The 25,407-nt window shown below is 72.9% G+C and carries 27 protein-coding genes; 10 read left to right on the top strand and 17 right to left on the bottom strand.

The features are described 5' to 3' along the window. The coding region (locus tag Q1V71_RS07985; RefSeq protein WP_300642709.1) for a transposase at positions 1-685 on the top strand (685 nt) is incomplete at its 5' end. Here the strand turns inward: Q1V71_RS07985 and Q1V71_RS07980 are convergent. The 4 genes from Q1V71_RS07980 to Q1V71_RS07965 form a co-directional block, all read right to left on the bottom strand. Then, positions 628-1,176 carry a vitamin K epoxide reductase family protein gene (locus Q1V71_RS07980; RefSeq protein ID WP_300642707.1) on the bottom strand — a complete coding sequence of 183 codons (549 nt, stop codon included), beginning with the start codon at positions 1,174-1,176 and terminating at the stop codon, positions 628-630. The two genes, Q1V71_RS07985 and Q1V71_RS07980, sit on opposite strands and share 58 nt — an antisense overlap. Beyond that, positions 1,173-1,964, bottom strand: coding sequence for a cation diffusion facilitator family transporter (locus Q1V71_RS07975; protein ID WP_367280132.1), 792 nt, complete (start codon positions 1,962-1,964; stop codon positions 1,173-1,175). Before Q1V71_RS07975 ends, Q1V71_RS07980 begins: the two co-directional genes overlap by 4 nt. Continuing rightward, positions 1,961-2,353 carry a helix-turn-helix transcriptional regulator gene (locus Q1V71_RS07970; RefSeq protein ID WP_300642711.1) on the bottom strand — a complete coding sequence of 131 codons (393 nt, stop codon included), beginning with the start codon at positions 2,351-2,353 and terminating at the stop codon, positions 1,961-1,963. The genes Q1V71_RS07975 and Q1V71_RS07970 overlap by 4 nt, the downstream gene beginning before the upstream one ends. Positions 2,354-2,524: 171 nt before the next feature. After that, positions 2,525-3,622, bottom strand: a complete 1,098-nt coding sequence (locus Q1V71_RS07965; protein WP_300642705.1) for an alkene reductase — start codon at positions 3,620-3,622, stop codon at positions 2,525-2,527. Positions 3,623-3,724: 102 nt separating this feature from the next. On the opposite strand from Q1V71_RS07965, the gene Q1V71_RS07960 reads away from it, so the two are divergent. The 3 genes from Q1V71_RS07960 (at position 3,725) to Q1V71_RS07950 (ending at position 6,784) form a co-directional block, all read left to right on the top strand. After that, positions 3,725-4,723 carry an MOSC N-terminal beta barrel domain-containing protein gene (locus tag Q1V71_RS07960; RefSeq protein ID WP_300642703.1) on the top strand — a complete coding sequence of 333 codons (999 nt, stop codon included), beginning with the start codon at positions 3,725-3,727 and terminating at the stop codon, positions 4,721-4,723. Positions 4,724-4,767: 44 nt separating this feature from the next. Next, positions 4,768-5,190, top strand: coding sequence for a nuclear transport factor 2 family protein (locus Q1V71_RS07955; RefSeq protein WP_300642701.1), 423 nt, complete (start codon positions 4,768-4,770; stop codon positions 5,188-5,190). Positions 5,191-5,467: 277 nt separating this feature from the next. Next, positions 5,468-6,784 (top strand): IS110 family transposase, encoded by a 1,317-nt coding sequence (locus Q1V71_RS07950; protein WP_300642699.1) that lies wholly within the window; start codon positions 5,468-5,470, stop codon positions 6,782-6,784. A gap of 213 nt (positions 6,785-6,997) precedes the next feature. Here the strand turns inward: Q1V71_RS07950 and Q1V71_RS07945 are convergent, their stop codons facing one another. Next, entirely contained in the window at positions 6,998-7,558 is a 561-nt protein-coding gene (locus Q1V71_RS07945) for a hypothetical protein (protein WP_300642697.1), read from the bottom strand. 141 nt (positions 7,559-7,699) lie between these two features. Then, positions 7,700-7,969, bottom strand: a complete 270-nt coding sequence (locus Q1V71_RS07940; RefSeq protein ID WP_300642696.1) for a hypothetical protein — start codon at positions 7,967-7,969, stop codon at positions 7,700-7,702. Positions 7,970-8,064: 95 nt separating this feature from the next. Between Q1V71_RS07940 and Q1V71_RS07935 the strand changes: the two genes are divergently transcribed. The 4 genes from Q1V71_RS07935 (at position 8,065) to Q1V71_RS07920 (ending at position 14,465) form a co-directional block, all read left to right on the top strand. Next, positions 8,065-9,621: an adenylate/guanylate cyclase domain-containing protein gene (locus tag Q1V71_RS07935; RefSeq protein ID WP_300642694.1), complete on the top strand. Its 1,557-nt coding sequence runs from the start codon at positions 8,065-8,067 to the stop codon at positions 9,619-9,621. Positions 9,622-9,747: 126 nt separating this feature from the next. Continuing rightward, the gene (locus Q1V71_RS07930; protein ID WP_300642692.1) at positions 9,748-11,352 is read left to right on the top strand and encodes a GMC family oxidoreductase; all 1,605 of its coding nucleotides are present in this window, start codon (positions 9,748-9,750) and stop codon (positions 11,350-11,352) included. After that, positions 11,349-12,890: an aldehyde dehydrogenase family protein gene (locus Q1V71_RS07925; protein ID WP_300642690.1), complete on the top strand. Its 1,542-nt coding sequence runs from the start codon at positions 11,349-11,351 to the stop codon at positions 12,888-12,890. The genes Q1V71_RS07930 and Q1V71_RS07925 overlap by 4 nt, the downstream gene beginning before the upstream one ends. A 354-nt stretch (positions 12,891-13,244) precedes the next feature. After that, on the top strand, positions 13,245-14,465 hold the full coding sequence (locus Q1V71_RS07920) for a cysteine desulfurase-like protein (protein WP_300642689.1): 1,221 nt from the start codon (positions 13,245-13,247) through the stop codon (positions 14,463-14,465). A 294-nt stretch (positions 14,466-14,759) separates the two neighbouring features. Here Q1V71_RS07920 and Q1V71_RS07915 read toward each other — a convergent pair whose 3' ends face one another. The 6 genes from Q1V71_RS07915 to Q1V71_RS07890 form a co-directional block, all read right to left on the bottom strand. After that, complete coding sequence (locus Q1V71_RS07915; RefSeq protein WP_300642687.1) at positions 14,760-15,500, bottom strand: DUF2071 domain-containing protein; 741 nt, start codon at positions 15,498-15,500, stop codon at positions 14,760-14,762. A gap of 53 nt (positions 15,501-15,553) precedes the next feature. After that, positions 15,554-16,414, bottom strand: coding sequence for an FHA domain-containing protein (locus tag Q1V71_RS07910; RefSeq protein WP_300642685.1), 861 nt, complete (start codon positions 16,412-16,414; stop codon positions 15,554-15,556). Continuing rightward, entirely contained in the window at positions 16,411-16,680 is a 270-nt protein-coding gene (locus Q1V71_RS07905) for a hypothetical protein (protein ID WP_300642683.1), read from the bottom strand. The genes Q1V71_RS07910 and Q1V71_RS07905 overlap by 4 nt, the downstream gene beginning before the upstream one ends. 229 nt (positions 16,681-16,909) lie before the next feature. Further along, the gene (locus Q1V71_RS07900) at positions 16,910-17,533 is read right to left on the bottom strand and encodes a DUF305 domain-containing protein (RefSeq protein ID WP_300642681.1); all 624 of its coding nucleotides are present in this window, start codon (positions 17,531-17,533) and stop codon (positions 16,910-16,912) included. Positions 17,534-17,604: 71 nt separating this feature from the next. After that, on the bottom strand, positions 17,605-18,069 hold the full coding sequence (locus Q1V71_RS07895) for a hypothetical protein (RefSeq protein WP_300642679.1): 465 nt from the start codon (positions 18,067-18,069) through the stop codon (positions 17,605-17,607). A 77-nt stretch (positions 18,070-18,146) separates the two neighbouring features. Continuing rightward, a complete protein-coding gene (locus Q1V71_RS07890) occupies positions 18,147-18,455 on the bottom strand; it encodes a GNAT family N-acetyltransferase (RefSeq protein WP_300642677.1) in 309 nt (102 codons plus the stop codon). A gap of 70 nt (positions 18,456-18,525) precedes the next feature. Here Q1V71_RS07890 and Q1V71_RS07885 point away from each other — a divergent pair, with 70 nt between their 5' ends. Next, positions 18,526-20,214, top strand: a complete 1,689-nt coding sequence (locus tag Q1V71_RS07885) for a CocE/NonD family hydrolase (RefSeq protein ID WP_300642675.1) — start codon at positions 18,526-18,528, stop codon at positions 20,212-20,214. A 15-nt stretch (positions 20,215-20,229) separates the two neighbouring features. Here Q1V71_RS07885 and Q1V71_RS07880 read toward each other — a convergent pair whose 3' ends face one another. The 5 genes from Q1V71_RS07880 to Q1V71_RS07860 form a co-directional block, all read right to left on the bottom strand. Further along, positions 20,230-21,060, bottom strand: coding sequence for an ABC transporter ATP-binding protein (locus Q1V71_RS07880; protein ID WP_300642673.1), 831 nt, complete (start codon positions 21,058-21,060; stop codon positions 20,230-20,232). Further along, a complete protein-coding gene (locus tag Q1V71_RS07875; RefSeq protein ID WP_300642671.1) occupies positions 21,057-22,112 on the bottom strand; it encodes an iron chelate uptake ABC transporter family permease subunit in 1,056 nt (351 codons plus the stop codon). The genes Q1V71_RS07880 and Q1V71_RS07875 overlap by 4 nt, the downstream gene beginning before the upstream one ends. Next, positions 22,109-23,155 carry an iron ABC transporter permease gene (locus Q1V71_RS07870; RefSeq protein WP_300642670.1) on the bottom strand — a complete coding sequence of 349 codons (1,047 nt, stop codon included), beginning with the start codon at positions 23,153-23,155 and terminating at the stop codon, positions 22,109-22,111. Before Q1V71_RS07870 ends, Q1V71_RS07875 begins: the two co-directional genes overlap by 4 nt. Before the next feature lie 10 nt (positions 23,156-23,165). Then, positions 23,166-24,215 carry an iron-siderophore ABC transporter substrate-binding protein gene (locus Q1V71_RS07865; protein WP_300642669.1) on the bottom strand — a complete coding sequence of 350 codons (1,050 nt, stop codon included), beginning with the start codon at positions 24,213-24,215 and terminating at the stop codon, positions 23,166-23,168. Positions 24,216-24,330: 115 nt separating this feature from the next. Then, the gene (locus tag Q1V71_RS07860; protein WP_300642667.1) at positions 24,331-24,963 is read right to left on the bottom strand and encodes a biotin transporter BioY; all 633 of its coding nucleotides are present in this window, start codon (positions 24,961-24,963) and stop codon (positions 24,331-24,333) included. Positions 24,964-25,165: 202 nt separating this feature from the next. Between Q1V71_RS07860 and Q1V71_RS07855 the strand changes: the two genes are divergently transcribed. Further along, a partial coding sequence (locus Q1V71_RS07855; protein ID WP_300642665.1) for an ATP-binding cassette domain-containing protein occupies positions 25,166-25,407 on the top strand: 242 nt, incomplete at its 3' end.

Genomic DNA, 25,407 nt, shown 5'->3' with positions numbered 1-25,407 from the left:
CCGGTCCGGCAAGGCCTACGCCGACTGGCTCACCGCCCGCGGCGAGGAGTTCCGAGGTGGCATCAAGGTCGCCGCCCTGGACCCCTTCCACGGCTACAAGACCGCGATCGCCGACCAGCTCGAGGACGCCGTCGCGGTCCTCGATGCCTTCCACGTCGTCAAGCTCGGCACTGCTGCGGTCGATGAGTGCCGACGCCGAGTCCAGCAAGAGACCACCGGTCACCGCGGCCGCAAGAGCGACCCGCTCTACGGCATCCAGAAGCTGCTACGGGCAGGGGCTGAGAAGCTCACCGACAAGCAGTGGACCCGACTGGAGAAGGCCATCGCCGCGCGACCCGAGGAACACCTGCAGGTCTGGATCGCCTGGTCGTGCGCCCAGCAGCTCCGAGCCGCCTACCGCCACCACGACCCCGCCGCCGGCCGCAAGATCGCCGAGAAGATCCTGACCTCGTTCCCGACCTGCCCCGTCCCCGAGATCGCCCGACTCGGCCGCACCCTGAAGCGGTGGTCCCAGGCCTTCTTGGCCTACTTCGACACCGACCGCTCCAACAACGGCGGCACCGAAGCCATCAACGGACTCATCGAACTCCACCGCCGCGTCGCCCGCGGCTTCCGCAACTACGACAACTACCGGCTACGCATGCTGCTCATCGGCGGAGGACTCGACACCCTCATCCCCACCTGAAGTACGAAGAGCCGGATGACCACGGCCCACACGACCATGCAGTAGGGGCACAGCGCGCCGATGTCGTAGAGGCTCTCCTCGACCAGCCAGGCCACGAAGACCAGGCCGAGGGTGGCACCGCCCTGCAGGCCCAGCCAGTACCACCGCGGCAGTCGCGCGCCGGTCGCGAGCACGACGCCCGAGGTGATGAGCACGGAGAACGCCACCAGTCCCATGAGCGGGTTGGGGAAGCCGAACAGCTCGGCCTGCTCGGTGCTCATGATCGAGCCGCAGCTGAGCACCGGGCTGATGCTGCACGTGGGCACGTAGCTCGGGTCCGCGACCAGCGCGATCTTCTCGACGGTGAGCGTGAAGGCGGCCACGAGCCCCACGACGCCGGTGACGGTGAGCAGCCAGCGCAGGGTGCGGTCGAAGAAGGCGGCGTAGTCGGTGCCTGGTGCGACGTCGGGCTCCTCGGCCAGGAGTGCGTCGTCGGTGGGGTGCGCGGTCACGATTCCATCCTCTCCCCGAGCACGAGCGGCGCGGGGTCGGGGCCGCAGCACCCACCGCCGCGGCAGCCGCTGCCGTCCCCGGCGTCGGGCTCGCCGTCGAGGGCAGCGGGGTCGGAGGTCCCGCCGACCTCCGGGTGTGCCGCGTGCGCCGACCCCGCGGGGCCGCAGCACGCGTCGCCGCGCCACGCGTCGAGACCCTCCCTGACCGCGACCGCGGCGATCACCAGGCCGGCCACCGGGTCGGCCCACGACCAGCCGAGGGTCGCGTTGAGCACCAGGCCGACGAGCAGGACCGCGGAGAGGTAGGTGCACAGCAGCGTCTGGGTGGAGTCGGCGACCACGGCGTTGGACCCCAGCGCCCTGCCGGTACGCCGCTGGGCCCACGACAGGAAGGGCATGACGCACAGCGAGGCGATCGCCAGGCCGATGCCGACGCGGGAGGTCTCCGGGTCGTGCCCGACGAGCAGGGCCCGGACCGACTCGAAGCCGACGTACACCGCCAGGGCGAAGAACGAGAGCGCCATCAGTCGCAGCGCCTGCCGCTCCCGCGACTCCGGGAGCCGGTGGCGGAACTGCCACAGGATGATGAGTCCGCTCGAGACCTCGACGACGGAGTCGAGGCCGAAGCCGACCAGGGCGACCGATCCGGCGACGATGCCGGCTGAGATCGCGATGACGGCCTCGACCAGGTTGTAGGCCACGGACGTGGCGGCCAGCAGCTGGGCGCGACGCCCCAGGCGGGCCCGCTCCTCCGAGGGCAGCGCGGTGGCGTGGACGTGGGCGCTCACGACCGCGCCTCCTGGGACCCGCGCACGGCGCCGTACGTCGGGCACAGCACGACCGCGTCGCCGGTCGCCGCCAGCAGCCGCTCGGCGGCGGCCAGCAGGTCGAGCACCTCGCGCTCGTGGCTCAGCGACCACACGGTCGCGCGTCCCTCGGGCCGCGAGGTGACCAGGCCGCAGTCGCGCAGGCAGGCCAGGTGCTTGGAGACGGTCGACTGGGCCAGTCCGAGGTGGCCGACCAGGTCGACGACGCGGTGCTCGCCGGTGAGCAGGTGCTGGAGGATCGTCAACCGCGAGGGTTCCGAGAGGCCCTGGAAGAGGCAGGCGGCGGCCGTGAGGGCGTCGGGCTCGACCGCCGCATGCCCGGTCTCCGCCTCGCGGCTGTTCGTAGTCATCGCCATGCGACGATGAAAGCACTATATGGCGTTGACGTCAACGTCCCGGCTGCCCATGCAACGAGGCCCCCGACCCGGGATCACCGGGTCGGAGCCTCGTCGTGGTCGACGCGCGGGCGCCGGCCGTGCCGTCGCCGGGATCGGGCGACGGGACCTCTGGGTGGTGGGGCGTCAGGCCGCCGACGACTCCTCGAGCACGGGGTAGTCGGTGTAGCCCTCGGCGCCGCCGCCGTAGAAGGTGCTCGGGTCGGCCTCGTTGAGCTCGGCACCCTGGCGCCAGCGCTCGGCGAGGTCGGGGTTGGCGAGGAACGGGCGGCCCACGGCGACCAGGTCCGCGAGGTCCTCGGTGATGAGCTCCTGGACCTCCTCGAAGGTGGTCGGGCTGGCGAAGCCGGAGTTGAGGATCGCCGGTCCGCCGAAGCGGCGGCGCAGGTCCTGGGTCAGCTCGCCGCGCGGGTCGGCCAGGATCGAGAGGTAGGCCAGGCCGAGGTCCTTGATGCCGTCGACCAGGGTCTCGTACGTCGCGCGGGTGTCCGCGGCGTCCTCCTCGAGCACGCCCTGGATGTTGTGCGCGGGGCTGATCCGGATGCCGACCTTCTCGGCGCCGATCGCCTCGGCCACCGCGCGGGTCACCTCGACGGTGAGGCGGGCGCGGGCCTCGGGCGAGCCGCCGTAGGAGTCGGTGCGGGTGTTGCTGACCGGGGAGAGGAACTGGTGCAGCAGGTAGCCGTTGGCGGAGTGGACCTCGACACCGTCAACTCCGGCGGCCACGGCCTGCTTCGCGGCGTGGACGAACTCCTCGACGATCCCGGGGATCTCGTCGGTGCCCAGGGCGCGCGGCTCCGGGTGCGGGAAGGAGCCGCCGGCGGTGATCATCTCGCCCGGCGCGGCGATCGCGCTGGGGGCGACCGACTCCAGGCCGCCCGTGTTGTCGGGGTGCGCGACGCGGCCGGCGTGCATGAGCTGTACGACGATCCGGCCGCCCTCGGCGTGGACCGCCTCGGCGGTGCGCCGCCAGCCGGCGACCTGCTCGTCGGAGTGGATGCCGGGCGTGCCGAGGTAGCCCTGGCCGACCGCGCTGGGCTGGGTGCCCTCGCTGATGATCAGACCGGCGCCGGCGCGCTGGGCGTAGTAGCGGGCGTTGAGCTCGGTGGGGACGGTCTCGGGCGAGCGGTTGCGCGTCAGCGGGGCCATCACGAACCGCTGCGGCAGCTCCCAGGAGCCGACCTTGACGGACTGGAACACGGCGGAGTTGCTGTTGTCGCTCATGGTGGGTGGAACGTTCCAAGGGGGGTGGAACCTTCCGGGTCCGGGCCGAGACGAGGCTCACGCCACGCCGGGTGAGGTGCCCGGGCGCCTAGTGTCGTGCGGGTGAGCGAGTCGACCTCCCCCTCGTACGTCGCGGCCGGGACCGTCGCCCAGATCTGGCGCTTCCCCGTGAAGTCGATGAGCGGCGAGCAGCTGCAGGAGTCCGTGGTCGGCCCCCGCGGGCTGCTCGCCGACCGGATGTGGGCGGTGCGCGACCTCGAGCTGGACGCGGTCACGACCGCCCGCCGGTTGCCCGGGCTGCTGCGGTGCACCGCCCGTTTCGAGGCCGAGCCGCCCCCGGGCGTCGGGCCGGGCGACGTCGCGCACGTCGTCGTCACGCTGCCCGACGGCACCGAGGTGAGCAGCCGCGACGGTGCCCGCCTCGACGCCGCGCTCTCGGACCTCGTCGACACCCGCGTCACCCTCGTGCCGCTGCCGCCGCTGCACGACAAGGCGGCCTACCGCGGGGTGCTGGCCTCGCAGAAGGACCTCAGGAAGCAGTTCGGCGTCGCTGACGGCGAGCCGCTGCCGGACCTGTCGATGTTCCCCGTGCGCAAGCTCGCCGAGCTCGCGGTCTACGCGACCCCGGTCGGCACCTTCGCCGACGCCTACCCCGTCCACGTCCTCACCACCTCCAGCCTGCGGACGATCGCGGAGCACGCGGGCGCCGCCGAGGTCGACGTACGCCGCTTCCGACCCTCCCTGCTCGTCGACGGTGCCCCCGCGGGGCTGGTCGAGCAGGCCTGGGTCGGTGGGACGCTGCGGGTCGGGGAGGTGGAGCTGCGCGCGGAGATCCCGACCGTCCGGTGCACGGTGCCGCTGCGCGAGCACGCCGGCGGGCTCCCCGCCGACCCCGCCGTGGCCAAGGCGGTGTCCCGGGTCGGTGACCGGTGCCTGGGGGTCTATGCCGAGACGACCCGAGCCGGAGTCGTCCGGGTCGGCGACCCCGTGTCAGTCGCGGCGGCCGCCTTGACCGGCGCGGTGGCGGCCTCGGTGGGCCGGGTTGCCGAGCGGTTGAAGCGGGGGGCGCTGCGCACCGGCAACCGGTTCATGCCGCGCTGAGCCGTCGCCCGCCCACCGGCCTCGCGAGGACCTAGGGTCCCGGCATGGCCAACGACCCCGCCCCGGTCCCACCCGCCGCCGCCGACGCCCCGCCCACCGTCGCGGCCTGGCACGCGCTCGCCGCCGCCCGCGACCCCGCCGGGCTCGAGGCGCTGCTGCACGAGGACTGTGTTTTCCGCTCGCCCGCGGTCCACACCCCGCAGGTCGGCAAGGCCCTCACCACGGCGTACCTCTCCGCGGCGCTCGTCGTCCTCGGCCCGACCCTGACCTACCGGCGCGAGTGGTACGCCGAGGACTCGGCGGTCCTGCAGTTCGCCGCGGACCTCGACGGGATCGCCGTCGACGGGGTGGACATGCTGACCTGGGGCGAGGACGGGCGGATCACCGAGTTCGCGGTGATGGTGCGGCCGTTCAAGGGGCTCACGGCGCTGATGGAGCGGATGGCAGCGGAGCTGTCGCGGGGTTGAGGGGTCGGGTGGGGCGAGCGGCCACCACCTACCGGTGCCGCGGCGGTGCCACGCGCCGGCCGGAGGCGCCCCCTTCGTCGCTACCAGGCCGCTCGCTCACTGGTGGACTATCAGTGGGTCAGCGGTCCTGGATGGTCGTTGATGCACCCCTGGTCCCTGCCGGACCACTGCCATGCTCGCTTGACCTGGTCGTGAGGTCCGGGACGAGTTCTGCAGGGTCCGGTGGGCCAGGACGCACAGACCGGCTACAGGGCTATGCGCCGGTGAGCGCCGATCAGTGAGCGACCGGCTGTTGCGTCCCGGACCACCGGGTGGCTTCCAACTGCTGCAACAGTCAGGAACCGACATGAGTGTCACCTCAACCGATGCCGGGACGCGAGTCCAGGGGCGGGTATGTGCAGGGATTGATTGGGCCAAGGACGATCACGTCGTGTGTGTCTTGGGTCCCGACGGGGCCGTGGTCGACCGCTTCAGCATCGGTCACACCAGCGCTGGGTTGAAGCAGCTACTGATCCGGTTGCTGGCTGCCGGGGCCGGTGAGGTCGGCATCGAGCGTGGCGATGGACCGGTGGTCGAGGCGCTCCTCGCGGCCGGGCTTCAGGTGTTCGTGGTCGTGCCGAGCCAGGTCAAAAATCTCCGTGCGCGGTACGGGTCGGCGGGCAACAAGGATGACCGTTTCGACGCCTACGTACTCGCGGACGTGATCCGGACCGACCACCGGCGTCTGACGCCGTTGGTCAGGTCCAGCCCGGCCACGGTGGCGTTGCGTGCCACGGTGCGGGCCCGGCGCGACCTGGTCGCACACCGGATCGCGGTAGGCAACCAGTTGCGGTCACATCTGCAGCTGGTCTTCCCAGCTGCGGCCGGGCTGTTCTCGAGCATCGACACTCAGACCAGCTTGGCGTTCCTGGAGCGGTTCACCACCCAAGTTCAGGCTGACTGGTTGACCCCGGCGCGGTTCAAGGCCTGGTTGAGCAGGTCGGGATACACAGGGTCCACCAGTGCCGAGGAGTTCCACCGGCGGTTGGTTTCGGCACCTCGTGGTGATAGCTCAGCGGCCGCGTCCACCTATGCAGTCATCACGTTGGGACATGTCGCGGTCCTGCGGACCCTCAAGGCGCAGATCGCGGCTTTGGCCGAGTCGATCGCTGACCAGTTCGCCGATCACCCCGACGCCCCCGTCTTTGATTCCCTGCCCCGCTCCGGCACGGTGCGCGCGGCTCGCTTGCTGGCCGAGATCGGCGACGCACGCGGACTGTTCCCGACCGCTGATTCTTTGGCTTGCCTGGCGGGGGTAGCGCCATCAACACGCCAATCGGGCAAGGTCAGGACCGTCACGTTCCGCTGGGGCGCGCACCGAGAACTGCGCGATGCGATCTGCGACTTCGCCGGCGACAGCCGCCATGCCAACGCCTGGGCGGCAGACCTCTACGACAGGGCACGCGCGCGCGGACACGACCATCCCCACGCCGTGCGGATCCTGGCCCGAGCCTGGGTTGACATCATCTGGCGCTGCTGGCAAGACGGCGTGGCCTACGACCCCGGCCGGCACCTAGCGCTCCAACGCGTCCTCGCCCACGACCTCGCCGCATGAGAGACCACCCTGGTTGACACAGGGCAACTCGTCCCTCACGAGCGACCCGCCAGACCCAACCACGCTCCTCCGGGGGCGCCTCCGGCCGACCCGCGTCACCGCGGCTCGTCCCCGTCCGGCCGTGGCCGCGCGCCCCACCCTCCGGTGGCTCGTGGGGTGTGGCCGAACGGGCAGGTCTTTCCGGAAACGTGCGCCGGTGCGACGAGCGAGGGGTCAGCTGGGGAGGTCGACGTTGTGGCGGTGGAGCCAGCGGACGAGCTGGCGGGCGCCGTTCTCGGTGGGCATGACGCCGTGGACGAGGGTCGGCGGGAGGCCGGAGCTGGCCGGCCAGACGTGCCGGACCCAGGCGCCCTGGGTGGTGAGGCCGAGACCCTCCTCCTGGCCGGGGTGGTCGGGGTCGGGCTCGAGGGTGACCAGCCAGAAGCGCGTGTCCTCGGCCTCGGCGCGGCGGCCGCGGAGCCAGCCCGTCGCGACCTTGGCGGTGGTGCCCGCGTGGGTCTGCACGCCGCGGGCGCGGACGAGCTCGGCGATGCGGGCCGGGTCCTGGACCAGGGCCACGGCGGCGACGTCCTGGTCGGCGGCGATCGCGCGGGCCTCGCGGCGGGCGTCGGGGGTCGCGCCCTCGCAGGCCGCGCACCAGTCGGCGGTCGGGACGCCGCGGCGGAAGCCGCGGTGGGCCGCGCAGAAGGCGGCACCGTCCTCGGCGCACCTCGCCAACACCGACCCGCGGCAGCGCGAGCCGTTGCTGAGGAAGAGCTCGCAGCGTCCGGTCATACCTCCATGATCGGCCGGAGTCGGCCCTGGTGGAACGGCCCGGGGCTTCTGTTACCGAGCGGTGGAGGAGTGGACCAGACCAGCAGCCCGCCCGCTCGTCCGCCTGCCCGCCCGCGCCGGCCACCGTCTCCCGCGCGGGGCTCAGTGCGCGGCGAGGTGGCCCTGCCGGCGGCGTACCGGGTCCGACAGCCAGGTACGCCGGGCCAGCACCAGCCAGCAGAGGACCGCGAGGCCGGACAGCAGCGCGGGCAGGACGTGCCCCAGGAGCGTGGAGGCGACGGTGGAGGAGACGAAGGCGACCAGGTTGAGCAGCACGTCGTAGACCGGCGCTACGAAGAGCCGGTTGGCCACGTGGGCGACGGCGATGAGCACCCCACAGCCGAAGGTGACCGAGAGCAGCAGGTTGACCATGCGGTCCATCCTCGCGCGGTGGGGGTGGCCCCGCGGCGCCGCCCCGAGCACCGGATGGGGACCGCGCCGGGGGCAAAGTCGGCCACACTGGTGAGGTGATCGACCACCTGACCCGTCGCGGGTACGCCGCGCTGGGCTCGCGCTACCCCGTCGCGGTGGTCGGCGTGACGGTGGCGGAGTCGGTCGGGATCGCGGTCATCTCGGTGGCGATCATCGCCACCTTCTACCGGCCCGACCTGGCGGCGGTGGCCGCTGTCGCCGGAGTCGGTGCGGTCATGACGGCCTGCTCCGTCGTGCTCTCGGCGTGGCGGGCGCGCGACGAGCGGCGCCAGCTGGGGGAGTGGATCCGGCGCAGCCACCCGACCCCGCGGGAGACCGCGCAGGCGTGGGAGGTCGTGACGACGCTGACCCTGGAGCAGTACCGCCGCTCCTCGGCCGTCGTCGTGCTGCTCTCCGTCGTCCCCACGGGTCTCGCGGCGGCGGCCTGGTGGGACATCGGCTGGGGCGGCCTCGCGGCGGTGCTGCTGGCGGGCATGATCCCGGGGCTCTACGCGACGGTGCTGTCCTACTCCATCGGCGAGCGGCTGCTGCTGCCCGTGGTCGAGCACGTCGCGTCCTCGCTGCCCGACGACTTCACGTTCTCCCCGCGCGGCCTGCCGCTGCGCAAGCGGCTGATGCTCGCGGTCCCGGCGTACACCACCACCTCGGCGGTGCTCGTCGGCGGCCTCGTGGGCCTCGGGGCCGACGACGGCTCGCCCTCGGGCCGGCTGGCGCTGACCGTCGGGGTGTCGATGGCGATCGGCCTCTTCATGTCCTTCGAGCTCACGGGGCTGCTGGCCGGCAGCATCACCCGGCCGCTGCTCGACGTGCGGACCCAGCTCGCGCGCGTGCGCGACGGCGACCTGACCGCCCGCACCCCCGTGCTCAGCAACGACGAGCTCGGCGAGCTGGCCCGCGACTTCAACACGATGGCCCGCGACCTGGCCGAGCGCGAGGAGCTGCGCGAGCACTTCGGCACCTACGTCGACCGCGAGATCGTCCGGCTGATCCTGGCGGGGGAGGTCCCGCAGGAGGGCTTCGAGGTCGAGGTGTCGGTGCTGTTCGTCGACGTCCGCGGCTTCACGAGGTACGCCGAGAGGCGGCCCGCGCCCGAGGTCGTCGAGACCCTCAACGGGCTGTTCGCCGAGATGGTGCCGGTCGTGGAGGCCTACGGCGGCCACGTCGACAAGTTCATCGGCGACGGGCTGATGGCCGTCTTCGGCGCCCCTGCCCCGCAGCCCGACCACGCCGACCGCGCCCTCGACGCCGCCCGGATGATCCTCGACGCGGTGCACCTGGGCTCGACCGGGCTGCGGGTCGCCGCCGGCATCAACTCCGGCCCGGTCGTCGCCGGCCCGATCGGCGGGGCCGGCCGGCTGAACTTCTCGGTCATCGGCGACGTCGTCAACGTCGCGGCCCGGGTCGAGGCCGCCACCCGCGACACGGGCGACGACGTGCTGCTCACCGCCGCCACCCGCGACCTGCTCACCCGTCCGCACGCCCTCGTCTCGCGCGGGGAGCTGGCGCTGAAGGGCAAGTCGCAGCCGGTCGAGGTGCTGGCGCCGGTCTCGACGGTCGAGCGCGACCTGGTCGCCGAGGCCAGCACGGTCTGACAAGGGTCCCTGTCCGATCGGTGGACCCACCCGACCAACCCCTGGTGATCGGAGTCACAGCGATCTAGGTTCGAGGGCACGCACCCGGCGTACGCCGGTGACAGCGATCGACACCGAGGAGGACGCGTGCCCGAGCGGGAGACCTACGACTACGTGGTGGTGGGGGCCGGCAGTGCCGGTGCCGTGGTGGCCGCCCGGCTCACCGAGAGCCCGCGCACCCGGGTGCTGCTGCTGGAGGCCGGTCCGCCGGCCAACGCCGACGAGGTGACGGTCCCCGCGGCCTTCGCCAACCTCTTCCGCACCAAGTGGGACTGGAACTACCACACCACCGAGCAGAAGCAGCTCGAGGGACGTCGCACGCACTGGCCGCGGATGAAGGCCCTCGGCGGCTGCTCGTCGATGAACGCGATGATCTACATCCGCGGCAACCGGCACGACTTCGACACCTGGCGCGACGACTACGGCGCGACCGGTTGGGGCTACGAGGACGTGCTGCCCTACTTCGTCCGCTCCGAGGGCAACACCCGCCTCGGCGGGCCGTACCACGGCCAGGACGGCCCGCTCCACGTGGAGGACCGCGGCTACACCCACCCGCTCACCAGCATGTGGGTCGAGTCGGCGGTCGCGTCCGGCTTCAAGCCCACCGACGACTTCAACGGCGCCGAGCAGGAGGGCGCCGGGCTCTACCAGGTCACGTGCAAGAAGGGTCGTCGCTGGTCGACGGCCAAGGCCTACCTCGAGCCGGCGATGTCGCGCCCCAACCTCACGGTCCACACGGGCGCGCTGGCGCACAGGGTCGTCGTGGAGGGGGGCCGCGCGACGGGAGTGGAGTACGAGCTCGAGGGCACCCGCCGCACGGCGTTTGTCGAGGCGGAGGTCGTCCTGAGCGGCGGGGCCGTCAACAGTCCGCAGCTGCTCATGCTGTCGGGCATCGGTCCCGGCGAGCACCTGCGCGAGGTCGGGGTGGACGTCATCGTCGACCTGCCGACCGTCGGGGCCAACCTGCACGACCACCCGGCGCTGCCGATGGTCTTCCGCACCCGCGACATCGGGGACCTGCTCGACCACAACAACCTGGTGCAGTTCCTGCGGGCCAAGACCCGCGGCACCGGTCCGCTGACGTCCAACGTCGGCGAGGGCGGCGGGTTCTTCAAGACCCGCAACGAGCTGCCCGCCCCCGACCTGCAGGTGCACGTCGCGCCGAGCGCCTTCTATGCGAACGGCCTGCACGAGGCGACCGCCCGCTGCGTGACCGTGGCCCCGACGTTGGTGCACGTCGCCAGCCGCGGCTCGGTGCGACTTCGCGGCACCGACCCGCGCTGGCACCCCGAGATCGACGCCGGCTACTACGACGACCAGGTCGACCTCGACGCGATGGTCGCCGGCATGCGGCGCTTGCTCGACACCGTGCACAGCGGCCCGCTGGCCAAGCACGTCGAGGACGGTCTGCTGCCGACGATGCGCGGCTGGGGCGTCGACCCCACCGACGCCCAGCTCGAGGCGCACCTGCGCGCGGAGACCCAGACGCTCTACCACCCCGTCGGCACGTGCGCGATGGGCTCCGACGAGCGCGCCGTCGTCGACCCCGAGCTCAAGGTGCGCGGCGTCGAGGGGCTGCGGGTCGCCGACGCCTCCGTGATGCCGATGGTCACCCGCGGCAACACCAACGCCCCCTCCATCATGATCGGCGAGAAGGCCGCCGACCTCCTGCGCGGAAGGACCGCCCGATGACCCAGCTCGACGACCGCCCCACCAGCACCGACACCTTCACCTCGCTCAACCCCGCGACCGGCGAGGTCGTCGGCACCTACCCGGTCCACACCGCCGCCGACGTCGACGCCGCGGTCGCACGAGCGCGCGCGTCCGCGTCGTGGTGGGAGGGGCTGGGCTTCGAGGGCCGCAAGGAGGTGCTCGACCAGTGGCGCGGCGTGCTCGCCCGCCGTGTCGCCGTCCTGGTCGACGTCGTGCACCGCGAGACCGGCAAGCCGCACGGTGACGCCCAGCTCGAGGCGGCGCTCGCCATCGACCACCTCGCATGGATCGCCTCGCACGCCAAGAAGGTGCTCGGCCCCAAGAAGGTCTTCGCCGGGCTGCTGCTGGCCAACCAGGCGGCTTCCGTGGAGTACCGCCCGCTCGGTGTCGTCGGCGTCATCGGTCCCTGGAACTACCCCGTCTTCACGCCGATGGGCTCGATCGCCTACGCCCTCGGCGCCGGCAACACCGTGGTGTTCAAGCCCAGCGAGCTCACCCCCGGCGTCGGTCACTGGCTGGCCGACAGCCTGCGCGAGGTCGTGCCCGACCACGACCTGCTCCAGGTCGTCACCGGCAACGGCTCGACCGGCGCCGCGCTGTGCCGCGCCGACGTCGACAAGGTCGCCTTCACCGGCTCCACCGCCACCGGCAAGCGCGTCATGGCGGCCTGTGCCGAGCGGCTCGTGCCCGTCGTGATCGAGGCCGGCGGCAAGGACGCGATGCTCGTCGACGAGGACGCCGACATCGAGGCCGCCGCCGACGCGGCTGCGTGGGGTGCGTTCTCCAACGCCGGCCAGACCTGCACCGGCATCGAGCGGGTCTACGTCCACGACAAGGTGCACGACGCCTTCCTCGACGCACTGACCCGCCGCGCGCGCGAGGTGCGCTCGGGCCACGACCCGGCCGCGAGCTACGGCCCGATGACCATGCCCTCCCAGCTCGACGTCGTACGCCGCCACGTCGACGACGCGATCGCCAAGGGCGGCCGCGCGGTGGTCGGCGGGCCGGAGGCGGTCGGTGACCGGTTCGTCCAGCCCACCGTGCTCGTCGACGTGCCCGAGGACTCCGAAGCCGTGTGCGAGGAGACCTTCGGCCCGACCGTGGTGGTCAACCGCGTGCGGTCGATGGACGAGGCGATCGAGCGGGTCAACGTCGGGAAGTACGGCCTGGGCTCCTCGGTCTTCTCCGCCTCCCGCGGCGAGGAGATCGCCCGCCGGCTCCGCACGGGCATGACCGCGATCAACTCGGTCATCTCCTTCGCCGCCGTCCCCGGCCTGCCCTTCGGCGGCGTCGGTGACTCCGGGTTCGGCCGGATCCACGGCCCCGACGGGCTGCGGGAGTTCTGCTACGCCAAGGCGGTCACGCGCACGCGCTTCAAGGCCCCGCTCAACCTCACCACCTTCGAGCGGACCGCCGAGCAGGACGCGCAGGTCGCCACCCTCCTCACCGTGCTGCACGGGCGGGCCACCCAGCTGCCCAAGCGGCCGTTGCGGGTGCGGAGGCACAAGAACCTCTGAGCGTTGTCGGGCTCCTGGGCCGAGCGGGCAGGACTTTCGCGAGTCCTGCCCGCTCGACGCGTCCGGGGGTCGGCGTGGCCGGGTTTGTCGGCTCCCCGACAGACCCGGAAGTGCGACGACAGAACTTCGTCGTGGGACTTCCGGGTCCTGACGTCACCCGACGGATCTTGTGTCGGCGCCGCTGAGTGGGTGTGGTCCGCGGGTTCGTCGGCTCCCCGACAAACCCGGCCACGCGACGACAGAACTTCGTCGTGGGACTTCCGGGTCCTGACGTCACCCGACAAATCTCGCGGAGCTGGCGGCCACCCGGCCCGGACCGGCCCGCCCCGCGCCGGCCCTGGCAGAGTCGCCGGCATGACTGCCGGTGAGGGGACCAGCCCGCTGACGACGTACGACGTGGGGCGCGTGCGCGCGTGGTTCCCCGGGATCCGGGAGGAGCTGGCCCGCTTCGACTCGCCCGGCGGCTCGCTCGTCGCGGGGCAGGTGGCCGACGCGGTGCACGCCGCCATGACCTCCGGGCTCAACCAGCGCGGGACCCTCCACGAGCACGAGCGGGCAGCCGAATCCGTGGTGCAGGAGTGCCGTGCCGCCCTCGGCGACCTGCTCGGCACCGACCCGACCGGCGTGGTGCTCGGACGCTCCGCGACGGCCCTGGTCATGCAGCTCGCCGCGACCCTGGCCCGGGGCTGGGGTCCGGGCGACGAGGTCGTGGTGTGCCGGCTCGACCACGACAGCAACATCCGACCGTGGGTGATCGCCGCCGAGCGCGCGGGCGCCACCGTGCGGTGGCTGGGGATCGACCCGGTCACCGCTGAGGTCGACGACGTCGAGCCCCTGCTCACCGACCGCACCCGGCTGGTGGCCGTCACCGGCGCCTCGAACCTGGTCGGCACCCGACCCGACGTCGCGGCGATCGCCGCCGCGGCCCACGCGGTCGGTGCGCTCGTGCACGTCGACGCCGTGCACCTGACCCCCCACGCCCCCGTCGACCGGCCCGCGCTGGGCGCGGACCTGATCACCTGCTCGCCGTACAAGTTCTTCGGACCGCACCTCGGCGCCCTGGCCGCGGACCCGGCGCTGCTCGAGACCCTGCGCCCCGACAAGCTGCTGCCGTCCTCTGACGCTGTGCCCGAGCGGTTCGAGCTCGGCACGCTGCCCTACGAGCTGCTCGCCGGCACGACCGCCGCCGTCGACGTGATCGCCGACCTGGTGCCGACCAGCGGATCGCGCCGGGAGCGGGTGGTCGCGTCGATGACCGCGCTGGCGGCGTACGAGGCGGGGCTGCTGGCGCACCTGCTCGACGGGCTCGCCGCGCTGCCGCACGTGACGGTGCACGGGTCGCCGGCCAAGCGAACGCCGACGGTGCTGCTCACCGTCGCGGGTGTCGCGAACGCCCAGGTCAGCGAGGACCTGGCCGAGCACGGCGTCGTCGCGCCGCACTCCTCGTTCTACGCGCTGGAGGCCTCGCGGGCGCTCGGCCTCGGGGACGCCGGCGGGGTGCGGGTCGGGCTCGCGGCGTACACCACCCGCGACGAGGTCGACCGCCTCCTCGCCGGGCTCGCCTCCCTGGACTGACCGCGTGTGGCCGAGCGGGCAGGTCTTTCGTACGACGCGCATGCAATGTCCTGCCCGTTCGACCGTAGGGGGGTCGAGTGGGTAGCACTTTCCCCAAAGTCCTGCCCGCTCGGCCGTGACGTGGGTCGAGCGGGCAGCTCTTCCAGCAAAGTCCTGCCCGCTCGGCCCCCTGCAGTCGGGCGCGAACCGGCGCATGTTTCCGTACACGCGTACGGAAAGACGTGCCAGTTCGGCGACTCCAGGGTCGAACCGGCTCATGTTTCCGGAAGAACGCGCCGGCTCGGCGGAGCACGTTCAGCGGCGGGGGAAGGTGAAGACCGTGTGCACCCCGGGGCTGAAGGCGACGTGGTCCGGGGGCCGCTCGGCGAGGCCCGGGAACCCGGCGACCGCCAGGAGTGAGTCGTCGAGGGAGACCAGCCGGGCGTCGTGCAGCGGCCACGGGTCGTGGGCGTTGCGGACGTAGAACCGCTGCCGGGCGACGGTGGTGTGCAGGGCCCAGCGGGCGGTGAGGAAGACGTCGAGCGGGGTGGGGGCGCGGCGCTCGCCGACCTCCAGCTCGATCCGGGTGGCGGCCGGTCCGCCGGGCGGCGCGGGCCAGCGCACCGTGGAGGCCCAGGTGTGCCGGGTGCCGCCGGCGACGGGGCGGTGGGTGTGCCGCATCCGGGCCCAGCGGTACGGCGTGCCGAACCCGAGGCGCGCAGCAGCGGTCACGACGAGCCGGTCGCAGTCGAGGCTGCGGAAGACCACGCCCCGGCGGCCCTGCTCGTCGATGGAGTAGACCCGGACGTTCGTCTCCAGGAACGTGCCCAGCCACGGGATCGCCGGGCCGCGGCCGAGCCCGGCGTCGACCATGGTGAACGGCACCAGCCCGACGTACGTGCGGCCGTCGATCGTGTCGGGCCGCACCCCGCGCGGCAGCAGCGGCGCGACCTGCTCGGGGTCGACCGCCCAGTGCACGAAGCCGACGTCGCGCCAGTCCTGCGACATCAGCACCCGCCCGGGCAGCGGGGGCGGCCGGTCGTCGGGGCGCCTCATGCGGGGGTGGGGGCAGGGACGGGACAGGGGGAGGGGGTCAGCGGCACGCCGGCTCAGCCCTCGCCACGGATCAGTCGCAGCCGCTCGGGCTGGGGGCGCTGGTGGCCGAGCTCGCCGCCGATGCGGCCGCCGTAGGGACGGCCGTGGTCGGCGTACTCCTCCCGGGCGAAGACCAGGCAGTGCTCGCCCAGCTCCAACCGGGCACCGGTGCGCAGCAGGCCCTGGTGGACGCGGGCGCCGTGCACGCGGACCTCGCCGTCGACGGCCTCGGCCACGAACTCGTCGTCGTCGTCGTGCACGACCACGCAGTGGTGCGGCTCGAGCCCGGCCAGCCGGATGTGGCAGTCCTCGGCGGAGCCGATGAGGAAGGAGTCGCCGCAGTCGCCGGCGAGGGAGTAGATCGTGCGGCGCGCGTCGGGTCCGGCGAGGTCGGGTACGACGACGAGGCGCGGGCTCCCGGCGCGGGCCGGGTCGTGGGTGCCGGCGACGTGGCGGGGCCGGGCGCCGAAGGTCGGCAGGAGCGGCGACAGCGTCGGCGGCGGAGCCGAGAGGAGGCTGGGCAGGACCGGGTCGCGACCCTGGGCGCGGGCCTGCGCGGCGGTCCACAGCCCACGGAGGCTGCCGACGCGCAGGTGGCGCGAGCGGGTCAGGCGGCGCTGCCACCAGGGGGCGCGCACGTCGCCGAGCCGCACCAGCGTGGAACGGCCGTCGGTGACCCGGACCTCGAGGCGGCGGGCGGCGAGCTCGTCGGCGACGTACCGCACGGCCGCGGCGTCACCGGCGCCTGCGAAGGCACCAGGGTCGTCGATGTGGAGGGTGAGCACCTGGCCGCTGCCGGTCAGGTGCCCGTCGATGCGCTGGCCGTCGGCGTCCTCCACGCGGAAGCAGAGGTCGGCCTCGACCGAGGTCCTCACGACCGGTCCGTGGTGCCGCGCGTCGTGACGTCGGAGGTGGTGACGGCGATGGTGCCGGAGAGCTTCCAGGTGGCGCGCGGCGAGGTCGGGCCGGTGTCGCGCGGGACCTCCACGACGACGTCGTCGAGGTGGTAGCGGATCTCGGCCTCGCGGCCGGTCAGGAAGTCCCACATCTTGCGGTCGAGCGCGGTCCAGTCGACGACGTCCTCGTCGGGGGTGCCGTCGATGGACTGCCGGTCGATGTGGATCTGGGGTGCCTGGGTCATGACTGCCTCCGGAGGTTGATATCTCAACAGTTTGTTGAGATCAGTTACTCCACCATGAACCCGTTGTTGAGGTGCTGCCTCACATCCAGGGGTGAGGACCTGCCCGGGTCGGTCGCGGGTACGTCGAACGGGCAGTTCCTCGTCAAGGTCCTGCCCGCGCGGCGTCCACCGTGGTGGCCGAGCGGGCAGTTCTTCGCGAAAGTCCTGCCCGCTCGGCCCCTCGTGACGGTCAGCCCTCGAGCAGGGCCTCCATCTCGGCGATCTCGGCCTCCTGGGCCTCGATGATCTCCTCGGCGAGCGCGACGGCCTCGTCGTACTCGCCCTCGGCGACCTCGACCTCGGCCATCTCCACGGCGCCCTCGTGGTGCTCGATCATCATCGAGAGCCACATCTGCTCGAACGCCGAACCCTCGGCGGCCTCGAGGTCGGCCATGTCCTCGGCGCTCATCATCCCGGACATGCCGTCCATGTCGTCCATGTCGCCGTGGTCCATGCCCGACATGTCGTCCGAGCCCGTGCCGCCCATGTCCCCGAGGTCGGGCACCGGCTGGTCCCACTCCTCGAGCCAGGCGGTCATCTGCTCGATCTCCGGGGCCTGGGCGGCCTCGATGCGCTCCATCAGGTCCGCGGTCTCGGGCGAGACGTCGCGGCCGTCGGCCATGTCGACCATCACCAGCGCCTGGGCGTGGTGCGGGATCATCTGCGAGGCGAAGTCGACGTCCGCCTGGTTGAACTCGGCGTCCGCCGGGATGTCGGCGGCGGTGCCGGTGTCGTCGTCGCCACCGCAGGCGGTGAGCAGGAGCGGGGAGCCCAGCGCCAGGGCCAGGGCGGCGAAACGGGTGCGTGCGTGCATGGTGGTTCCTCTCGTCGTGCGGTCTGGGGTGCGGTCGCGCTGCGCGTGCCGGTGCACGCGCAGGGGGCCGCTCAGCAGCGCAGGACGGACAGGGCGTGCAGGTCGGGTGGTCGCGCCGGCACCGCGGTGCCGGGTCCCACGTGCTCGGACCGGGGCGCGGGCAGGAGCCGCGAGCGCGTCGACCACGGGCTGCCGAGCAGCACCAGGCCCACGACGGCCAGCAGGACCGCCAGGCACAGGGCCAGGAGGGCCTCGGAGACCTCCAGGGAGAGGGGGCCGGCCGTCTCGACGACCCGGGACGCGGGTCCCTCGGCGGTGGCCGGCGCCGGCTCGGACGCGTGGCCCGGCCCGTGCATCGCCCCGTGCGTCGAGCCGCCCACCGTCCCGGTCGCGGGGTCGTGCGGCGCGGTGAGGCTGCTGCCGCCGGACGCGTGGTCGGTGTGGGCGCCCGCGGCGTGCGCGCTGTGCGTGCCGACGCCGTGCATCACCAGCAGCCCGAGCAGGGCTGCTGCCAGGGCGAGGACGCGTCGGGTCACGCCCCCAATTGAACCCCGCGGGGCAAGGACCTCCGCAGCACCGGAGGGCCTCCCGGCCGTCCGGTGCTGCGGGCGGGTCAGCCGCGGGCGCCGTACAGCAGGTCGGCGTAGTCGGGGTGCTTGTCGATCCAGCCCTTGATGAAGGGGCAGGTGGCGATGACCTTGCGCGGGCCCAGGGGCTCCTCGCCGGCCTGCACCGCGTCGAGCGCCCCGCGGGCGAGCGCGGAGCCCACGCCCTTGCCCTCGAAGGCGGGGTCGACCTCGGTGTGGGTGAAGACGATCAGCCCCTCGGCCAGCTGGTACTCCGCGAAGCCGGCGAGGTCGCCGTCGAGGTGGGCCTCGAAGCGGCTCTGGTCGGGGGCGTGCGAGACGGCGACGTCGCTCATGCCGCCCACGCTACCCAGCGGGGCCGCGCTCGACGCGTGCCCTGGGCAGCCGGCCGTCGTTGACCCGGGCATGCGTCGTACGCCGCCCGGCACCGCCCTGCTCGCCCTGGCCGCCGTGCCCCTGCTGGCGTCCGCGCTCGCCCACGCGCCGGTGCAGGCGGCCGAGCGCGAGGACGCGACCTGGACCGAGGTGTACTTCCGGACCCCGGACGGCACGACGCTGCACGCCGACGTCCTGCGTCCCGCGGGTCTGGCTGACGACGTGGCGACCCCGGTCGTGCTCACGGTCAGCCCCTACACCAGCCACTCCGGCGGCGCCTCCGAGCCGGACCTCATGGCCGAACCGCCGAGCGAGCGGTTCTACGACTTCCTCGACCTCACGGGGGCCCTCGACGAGGGCTACACCTACGTGATGGTCGACCTTCCCGGCACCGGCGGCAGCGGCGGCTGCAACGACTGGGGCGGGCCGGCCGAGCAGGGCGCGGTCGAGGCCGCGGTCGAGTGGGCCGCCGACCAGCCGTGGTCGACCGGCAGGGTCGCCCTCCTCGGCAAGTCGTACGACGCGTGGACCGGTCTCATGGGCGTCTCGCGGCGCCCCGAGGGGCTCGCCGCGGTGGTCGCGATGGAGCCGGTCTTCTCCGGCTACTCCTACCTCTACAACCGCGGGGTGCGCTTCGCCAACTCCGTCGGCACCCCGGTGGTCTTCCAGGCCAACGACCTGTTCCCGGGCTCGCTGGCCGACTCCCCGGACTACCAGCTCACCGGCGCTCCCCTCACCCCCTGCCACGCGCTCAACATCCTCCAGCAGCAGGACGACGTGGAGGAGTCGTCGTTCTGGGCCGAGCGCGACCTCGTGCAGACCTCCCGCGGGTCGCGGCTGCCGGTGCTGCTGACCCAGGGCTTCCTGGAGACCAACACCAAGCCCGACCGCGCCTTCGACTACTGGTCGGGGCTGCGCGGGTCGCACAACATCGGCTGGTTCGGCCAGTTCGACCACGTGCGCGGCTGGGAGACCGACCCCGAGGGGCGTCCCCAGGTCGGTCGGGACCCGATGGTCTTCGCCCGGCTTGTCGAGGCCTTCCTCGACAAGCACCTGCTCGGTGAGCGCGGTCGCTCCGTGCGGGCGGCGCGGCCCGGCGTGCAGGTCCAGGACAACCTCGGCCGCTGGCGCCGCGAGGCCGTCTGGCCGCCCAGCGACGTCCGCTCGCTGCACACGGTCCTCGAGACCGGCTCGTACGCCGACGACGGGGCCAACACCGCCACCGGGCCCGACGCGGGGCAGGGCGTCTGGTCGGTCTCCGCGCCGCTGCGGCGTCCGGCGTGGATCGCCGGCGAGCCGGTGCTGGACATCAGCGTCACCACGACGCTGCCCCGCGCCAACCTCGTGGGACTGGTCTACGACATCGCCCCCGACGGCACCGCCACGGTCATCAGCCGAGGCACCCAGCTCGTGCGGGACGCCGGCACGACGTCGTACTCCCTGTCGCTCTACGGCCAGGACTGGCGCCTGGCCCGCGGCCACCGGATCGGCGTGCTGCTCAGCGGCGCCGACGCCGGGTGGTGGGTGCACACCCCCACGGGGAGCGACGTGGTCGTCGACGAGGCGGCGATCCGGCTGCCGTTCCTCACCCGCGAGCGCCGCCGCTTCCTGGACGGGGAGTCGACGCCGAGGCTCGAGGAGCACCTCGCCGACACCGCGACCGTGCCGGCCGAGGTGCTGGACGAGCCCGTGAGGTTCCGGGTGGCCCGGCTGCGCTGAGCCGGGCTCCGCGTCTCAGCCGACCCGGTCCACCACGTGGTGCCGCCCGATCGGCAGCACGATCGGCTTGCCGGAGACCGGGTCCTCGACGACCTGCGACTCCATGCCGAAGACGTCGCGCACGACCTCGACGGTCAGCACCTCGGCCGGGTCGCCGGCCGCGTGGAGGCGGCCGGCACGCACGGCGACCAGGCGGTCGGCGTACCTCGCGGCGAGGTTGAGGTCGTGCAGCACCATGACGACGGTCGTCCCGCGCAGCCGGTTGAGGTCGGTCAACAGGTCCAGCACGTCGACCTGGTGGCTCACGTCGAGGAACGTCGTGGGCTCGTCGAGCAGCAGCAGGTCGGTCTGCTGGGCCAGCGCCATCGCGATCCAGACCCGCTGACGCTGGCCACCGGAGAGCTCGTCGACGCAGCGGTCGGCGAGCGCCGCGGTGTCGGTGAGCCGCAACGCCTCGGCCACGGCCTCCTCGTCCGCCGACGTCCACCGGGCGAGCACGCCCTGGTGCGGGTGGCGCCCGCGGGCCACCAGGTCGGCCACCACGATCCCCTCCGGCGCGATGGGGGACTGCGGCAGCAGGCCGAGGGTGCGCGCCACCTGCTTGGTGGGCATCGCGTGCAGGTCCTTGCCGTCGAGCACGACCTGACCGGCACGCGGCTTCAACAACCGGGCCATCGCGCGCAGCAGGGTCGACTTGCCGCACGCGTTCGCGCCGACGATGCAGGTGATCCGGCCCGCTGCCACGTCGAGGTCGACGTCCTCGACGACGGTGCGCTCGGCGTACCCGAGGGTGACCCCCTCGACGCTGAGGCGGTGGTGTCTGGTGGCGGTGGGGGAGTCGGTCACAGGGAGCCTCCGGCGCGGTGGGTGCGGACGAGCAGGTAGACGAGGTACGGCGCTCCGAGCACGCCCGTGACGACCCCGACCGGGTAGCGGGCGTCGAAGGCGAACTGCCCGGCCAGGTCGGCGGCGAGCACGAGGACCGCGCCGACCAGGGCGGCGGGGACCATGAGCGAGCCTCCCGGCCCGACCACGCGCGTGGCGATCGGTCCGGCGAGGAACGCGACGAAGGCGATCGGACCCGAGGCGGCCGTGGCGAAGGCGACGAGGACGACGGCGGTCACGATGCAGAGCAGGCGGGTGCGCTCGACGCGGACGCCGAGCGCGGCGGCGGAGTCGTCCCCGTGCTGGAGCAGCTCGAGGTTCCTGGCCTGGTGCAGCAGGAGGGGCGCGACCACCAGGACGGCCAGCGCGAGCGGCCGGACCTGCTCCCAGGTGGCGTTGTTGAGCGAGCCGGTCAGCCAGCGCATCGCCACCTGGAGGTCCCACTGGGCGGCGCGCACGATGACGTAGGCGACGACGCTGTCGAGCATCGCGGCGATGCCGATCCCGATGAGGACCAACCGGGTCCCGACGACGCCGTCCTTGAAGGCCAGCAGGTAGATCAGCAGCGCGGTCGCGAGGGCGGCGGTGATGGCCACGACCGAGGTCATCGCCTCCGACAGCTCGAGCAGGACCAGGCCGACGACCGCCGCGGCGCTCGCGCCGGAGCTGATGCCGATGACGTCGGGTGCGGCCAGCGGGTTGCGCAGCATCGTCTGGAAGGTGACGCCGCCCAGGCCGAAGGCGATCCCGACGAGCAGCGCCATGCTGGCGCGGGGGAGCCGGAGCACGCCGACGGTGAACGAGGCGCCGGGCACCGTCTCCCCACGCACGACCGCCCAGACCTCGGCCGGGGTGTAGAAGGTGTTGCCGACCATCAGGCTGGTGCAGAACAGTGCGACCACGAGCAGCGCGAGGACCGAGACGACGCTCGCGCGGCGTCGACGCCGCGACCGACGTCCGCGCGCGACGTCGGCAGCCGAGAGCACGGTCGGTGCGTCGAGCAGGGAGGTCACAGCGCACGCACCTTCTGTCGTCGCACGATCCAGATGAAGACGGGGGCGCCGAGGAGCGCAGTCACGATGCCGACGTCCAGCTCGGCCGGCCGCGCCACCAGCCGGCCCACGACGTCGGCGGCGGTGAGCAACGTGGCGCCCACGACCGCGGAGGACGGGAGCAGCCACCGGTGGTCGGTGCCGACGAGCAGCCGGCACAGGTGCGGCACCGCCAGGCCGACGAACCCGATCGGGCCGGCCACGGCGGTGGCGGCGCCGGCCAGGGTGATGGCCCCGACGGCGGCGAGCAGTCGGGTCCTGCCCACCTTCTGGCCCAGTCCTCGGGCCAGGTCGTCGCCGAGCGCCAGGGAGTCCAGCCCGCGGGCCGCGGCGAAGGACACCAGGGCCCCCACGACCAGGAACGGCAGCACCTGCAGGGTCCTGGTGGTCTCCGCACCCCCGACCCCGCCGATCTGCCAGAACCGGAAGGAGTCCATGACGTCGATGCGGGGCAGCAGGATCGCGCTGATGAGCGACGTGGCGGCCGCTGACGTGGCGGCGCCGGCCAGGGCCAGCTTGAGGGGCGTCGCGCCGCCCCGGCCGAGCGAGCCGACGGCGTACACGAAGGTGGCGGCGCAGGCCGCCCCGGCGATGGCGACCCAGGTGTAGGAGGTGGGGTCGGAGAGGCCGAAGAAGGCGATGCCCGAGACCACGAAGAGCGCCGCCCCCGTGGTGACACCGAGGATGCCGGGGTCGGCCAGCGGGTTGCGGGTCACGCCCTGCATCACGGCGCCGGAGGTCCCCAGGGCGGCGCCGACGAGCATGGCCAGCACCGTGCGAGGCACCCGCTGGGCGACCGCGGCCTCGGCGATGGTCGCGGTGCTGCCGGTGACGCCCGACCAGATGTCCGGCAGTCCCACGGCGCGCACCCCGAAGGCGACCGAGGCCGCGCCGGAGAGCGCGAGCAGGGCCAGGCCCAGGAGCACCCACAGGGCGCGCGCCGGCACCGGCCGCCGCAGGGGGGCGGCGGCCGGTGCCGCCGACTCGGTGTCGAGGAGCGTCACGACGGGTGGCTCAGCCCTCGAGGGGCGCGGCGAGCAGGTCGAGGTAGTCGTCGAGGTTGAACGTGATCGACAGCGGGGTCGGGTTCGCGGCAGCGGCCAGCGGCGTCGCGTCGGGCAGGACGGCGATCGCACCGTCGCGCACGGCGGGGATCTTCGAGAGCAGCGGGTCCGAGCGCACCTCGTCGACGAAGGCCTCGTCGCCGTACGTCACGAGCAGGTCGACGTCGTCGAACGCGTCCGCCTGCTCGGCGCTCACCGTCGTGTAGAACTCGTCGGTCCCCTCGGAGGCCTCGGCGACCAGGTCGGGAGTGTCCATGCCGTAGGCGGTGAGGAAAGCGGGACGGGTGTCGAGGCTGGTGTAGAAACCGACCTGGCTCAGGTCGGTGGGGTCGAGGTAGCTGAAGACGACCTTCTTGTCCGCCAGCACCTCGTGCTCGGCGAAGGCCTCGGTCACCGTGGAGTCGAGCTCCTGGACCAGGGCCTCCCCCTCCTCGGCCAGGCCGATGGCCTGGGAGTTCATCCGGATCATGTCCTGGTAGGAGGTGCCCCAGGCGTTCTCGGGGAAGGCGACGACCGGCGCGATCTGCGACAGCGTGTCGTACTCCTCCTGCGTGAGGCCCGAGTAGGAGGCGAGGATGACGTCGGGCTCGGTGTCGGCCACGGCTTCGAAGTCGATCCCGTCCGTCTCGTCGAACAGCACGGGCGTCTCCGCACCGAGCTCGGTCAGCTGGTCCTCCACCCAGGGCAGCACGCCGTCGCCGTCGTCATCGCCCCACGTGGCCTTGCTCATGCCGACCGGCACCACACCGAGCGCGAGCGGCACTTCGTGGTTGCCCCACGCCACGGCGGCGACGCGCTCGGGCTGCGACTCGATCGTGGTCTGCCCGAACGCGTGCTCGATCGTGACGGGGAACGCGCCGTCCTCTGCTGCCGCGGTCGCTCCGGCGGAAGCACCCCCGGTGCCGGATGCGCAGCCGGTGGCCAGCAGAACGGTGGCGGCGGTCAGGATCGTCGCGGCGGCGACCTTGGCGGATGTCGGGGCGGTACGGGTGCGAGGCACGGGATACTCCGGATGAGTCGGGTGTCGGCAGGGTGAGGGGCGAGGCTTGTTAGGTAAGCCTTACTTTACCCAGCACACTACCGAACCGGACCGCGGAACCCGAATCCGCGCGAAATCAGCTGCGTTTCGTGGCGTCGATCCGCCGGACCAGCGCCCACGCGCCCGGGATGATGAGCGCCGCGAGGGCCGCCTTCACGATCCCGCCGACGATGAACGGGAAGAGCCCCGCCTCCAGGATCTGCCAGAAGGTCAGCTCCAGGCCCATCCCGACATTCAGCACGTACGCGAGGTACGGGATGCCGAACACGAAGGGAACCGCGCTGGCCAGCGCGAAACCGGCGAACGCGAGGAGGGGGCGGCGGTCCCAGGCGCGCTCCGCGAACCAGCCGGCGACGAAAGCGGAGACGATGAAGCCGATCACGAACCCGAAGCTCGGCTTGGCCACCGCCGCAAGAGATCCGGTGAACCCGGCGAAGATCGGGAGCCCGGCCAGCCCGAGAGCCATATAGGTCGCCAAGGCGGTCGCTCCGCGCCACGCGCCGAGCGAGGCGCCCACGATGATCACTCCGAGCGTCTGTCCGGTGATCGGAACCGGCCACAGCGGGACCTCGACCTGGGCGAGCGCGGCGACGACCGCCGCGCCGGCGAGCACGAGCGCGGCATCCAGCGCGAAGGCACGCACGCGGGTGGAGGGTCGGGCGATGACATCGGCGAGTACGCGACGGGTGGGGATGGCGGCGACGGACATGGCGCTCCTCGGCAGGGTGAGATGGTGGGAAGAAGCGGCGCGGGCCGCTGATTTTCAGCGTAGGGGAGCAGTCGCGCCACTTCTTGGATTCCGTCCACTATGTCTGCCGCCGTCTTTGTCGGTGTCGTGCAGTATCCGCGGCCGGTAGACTGGGATGTCGGCCACTCGGCCATCCTCCACTTCGACGAAACGGACCTTCGCTGTGCTCGCCGTGCACGACCTCGAGATCCGCGTGGGCGCCCGCGTGCTCATGGCGGACGTCTCGTTCCGCGTCAGTAACGGCGACAAGGTGGGGCTCGTCGGCCGCAACGGCGCAGGCAAGACGACGCTGACCAAGGTCCTCGCCGGAGACCTTCTGCCCGCCGCCGGCCGCGTCGACCGCTCCGGCGAGCTCGGGTACCTTCCGCAGGACCCGCGTACGGGCGATCCGGAGATGCTGGCCCG

Origin of the sequence: Nocardioides sp. (assembly GCF_030149505.1) — a bacterium.
In the GTDB taxonomy this organism is placed as follows: domain Bacteria; phylum Actinomycetota; class Actinomycetes; order Propionibacteriales; family Nocardioidaceae; genus Nocardioides.
This window is presented reverse-complemented; position numbering and strand designations above follow the sequence as displayed.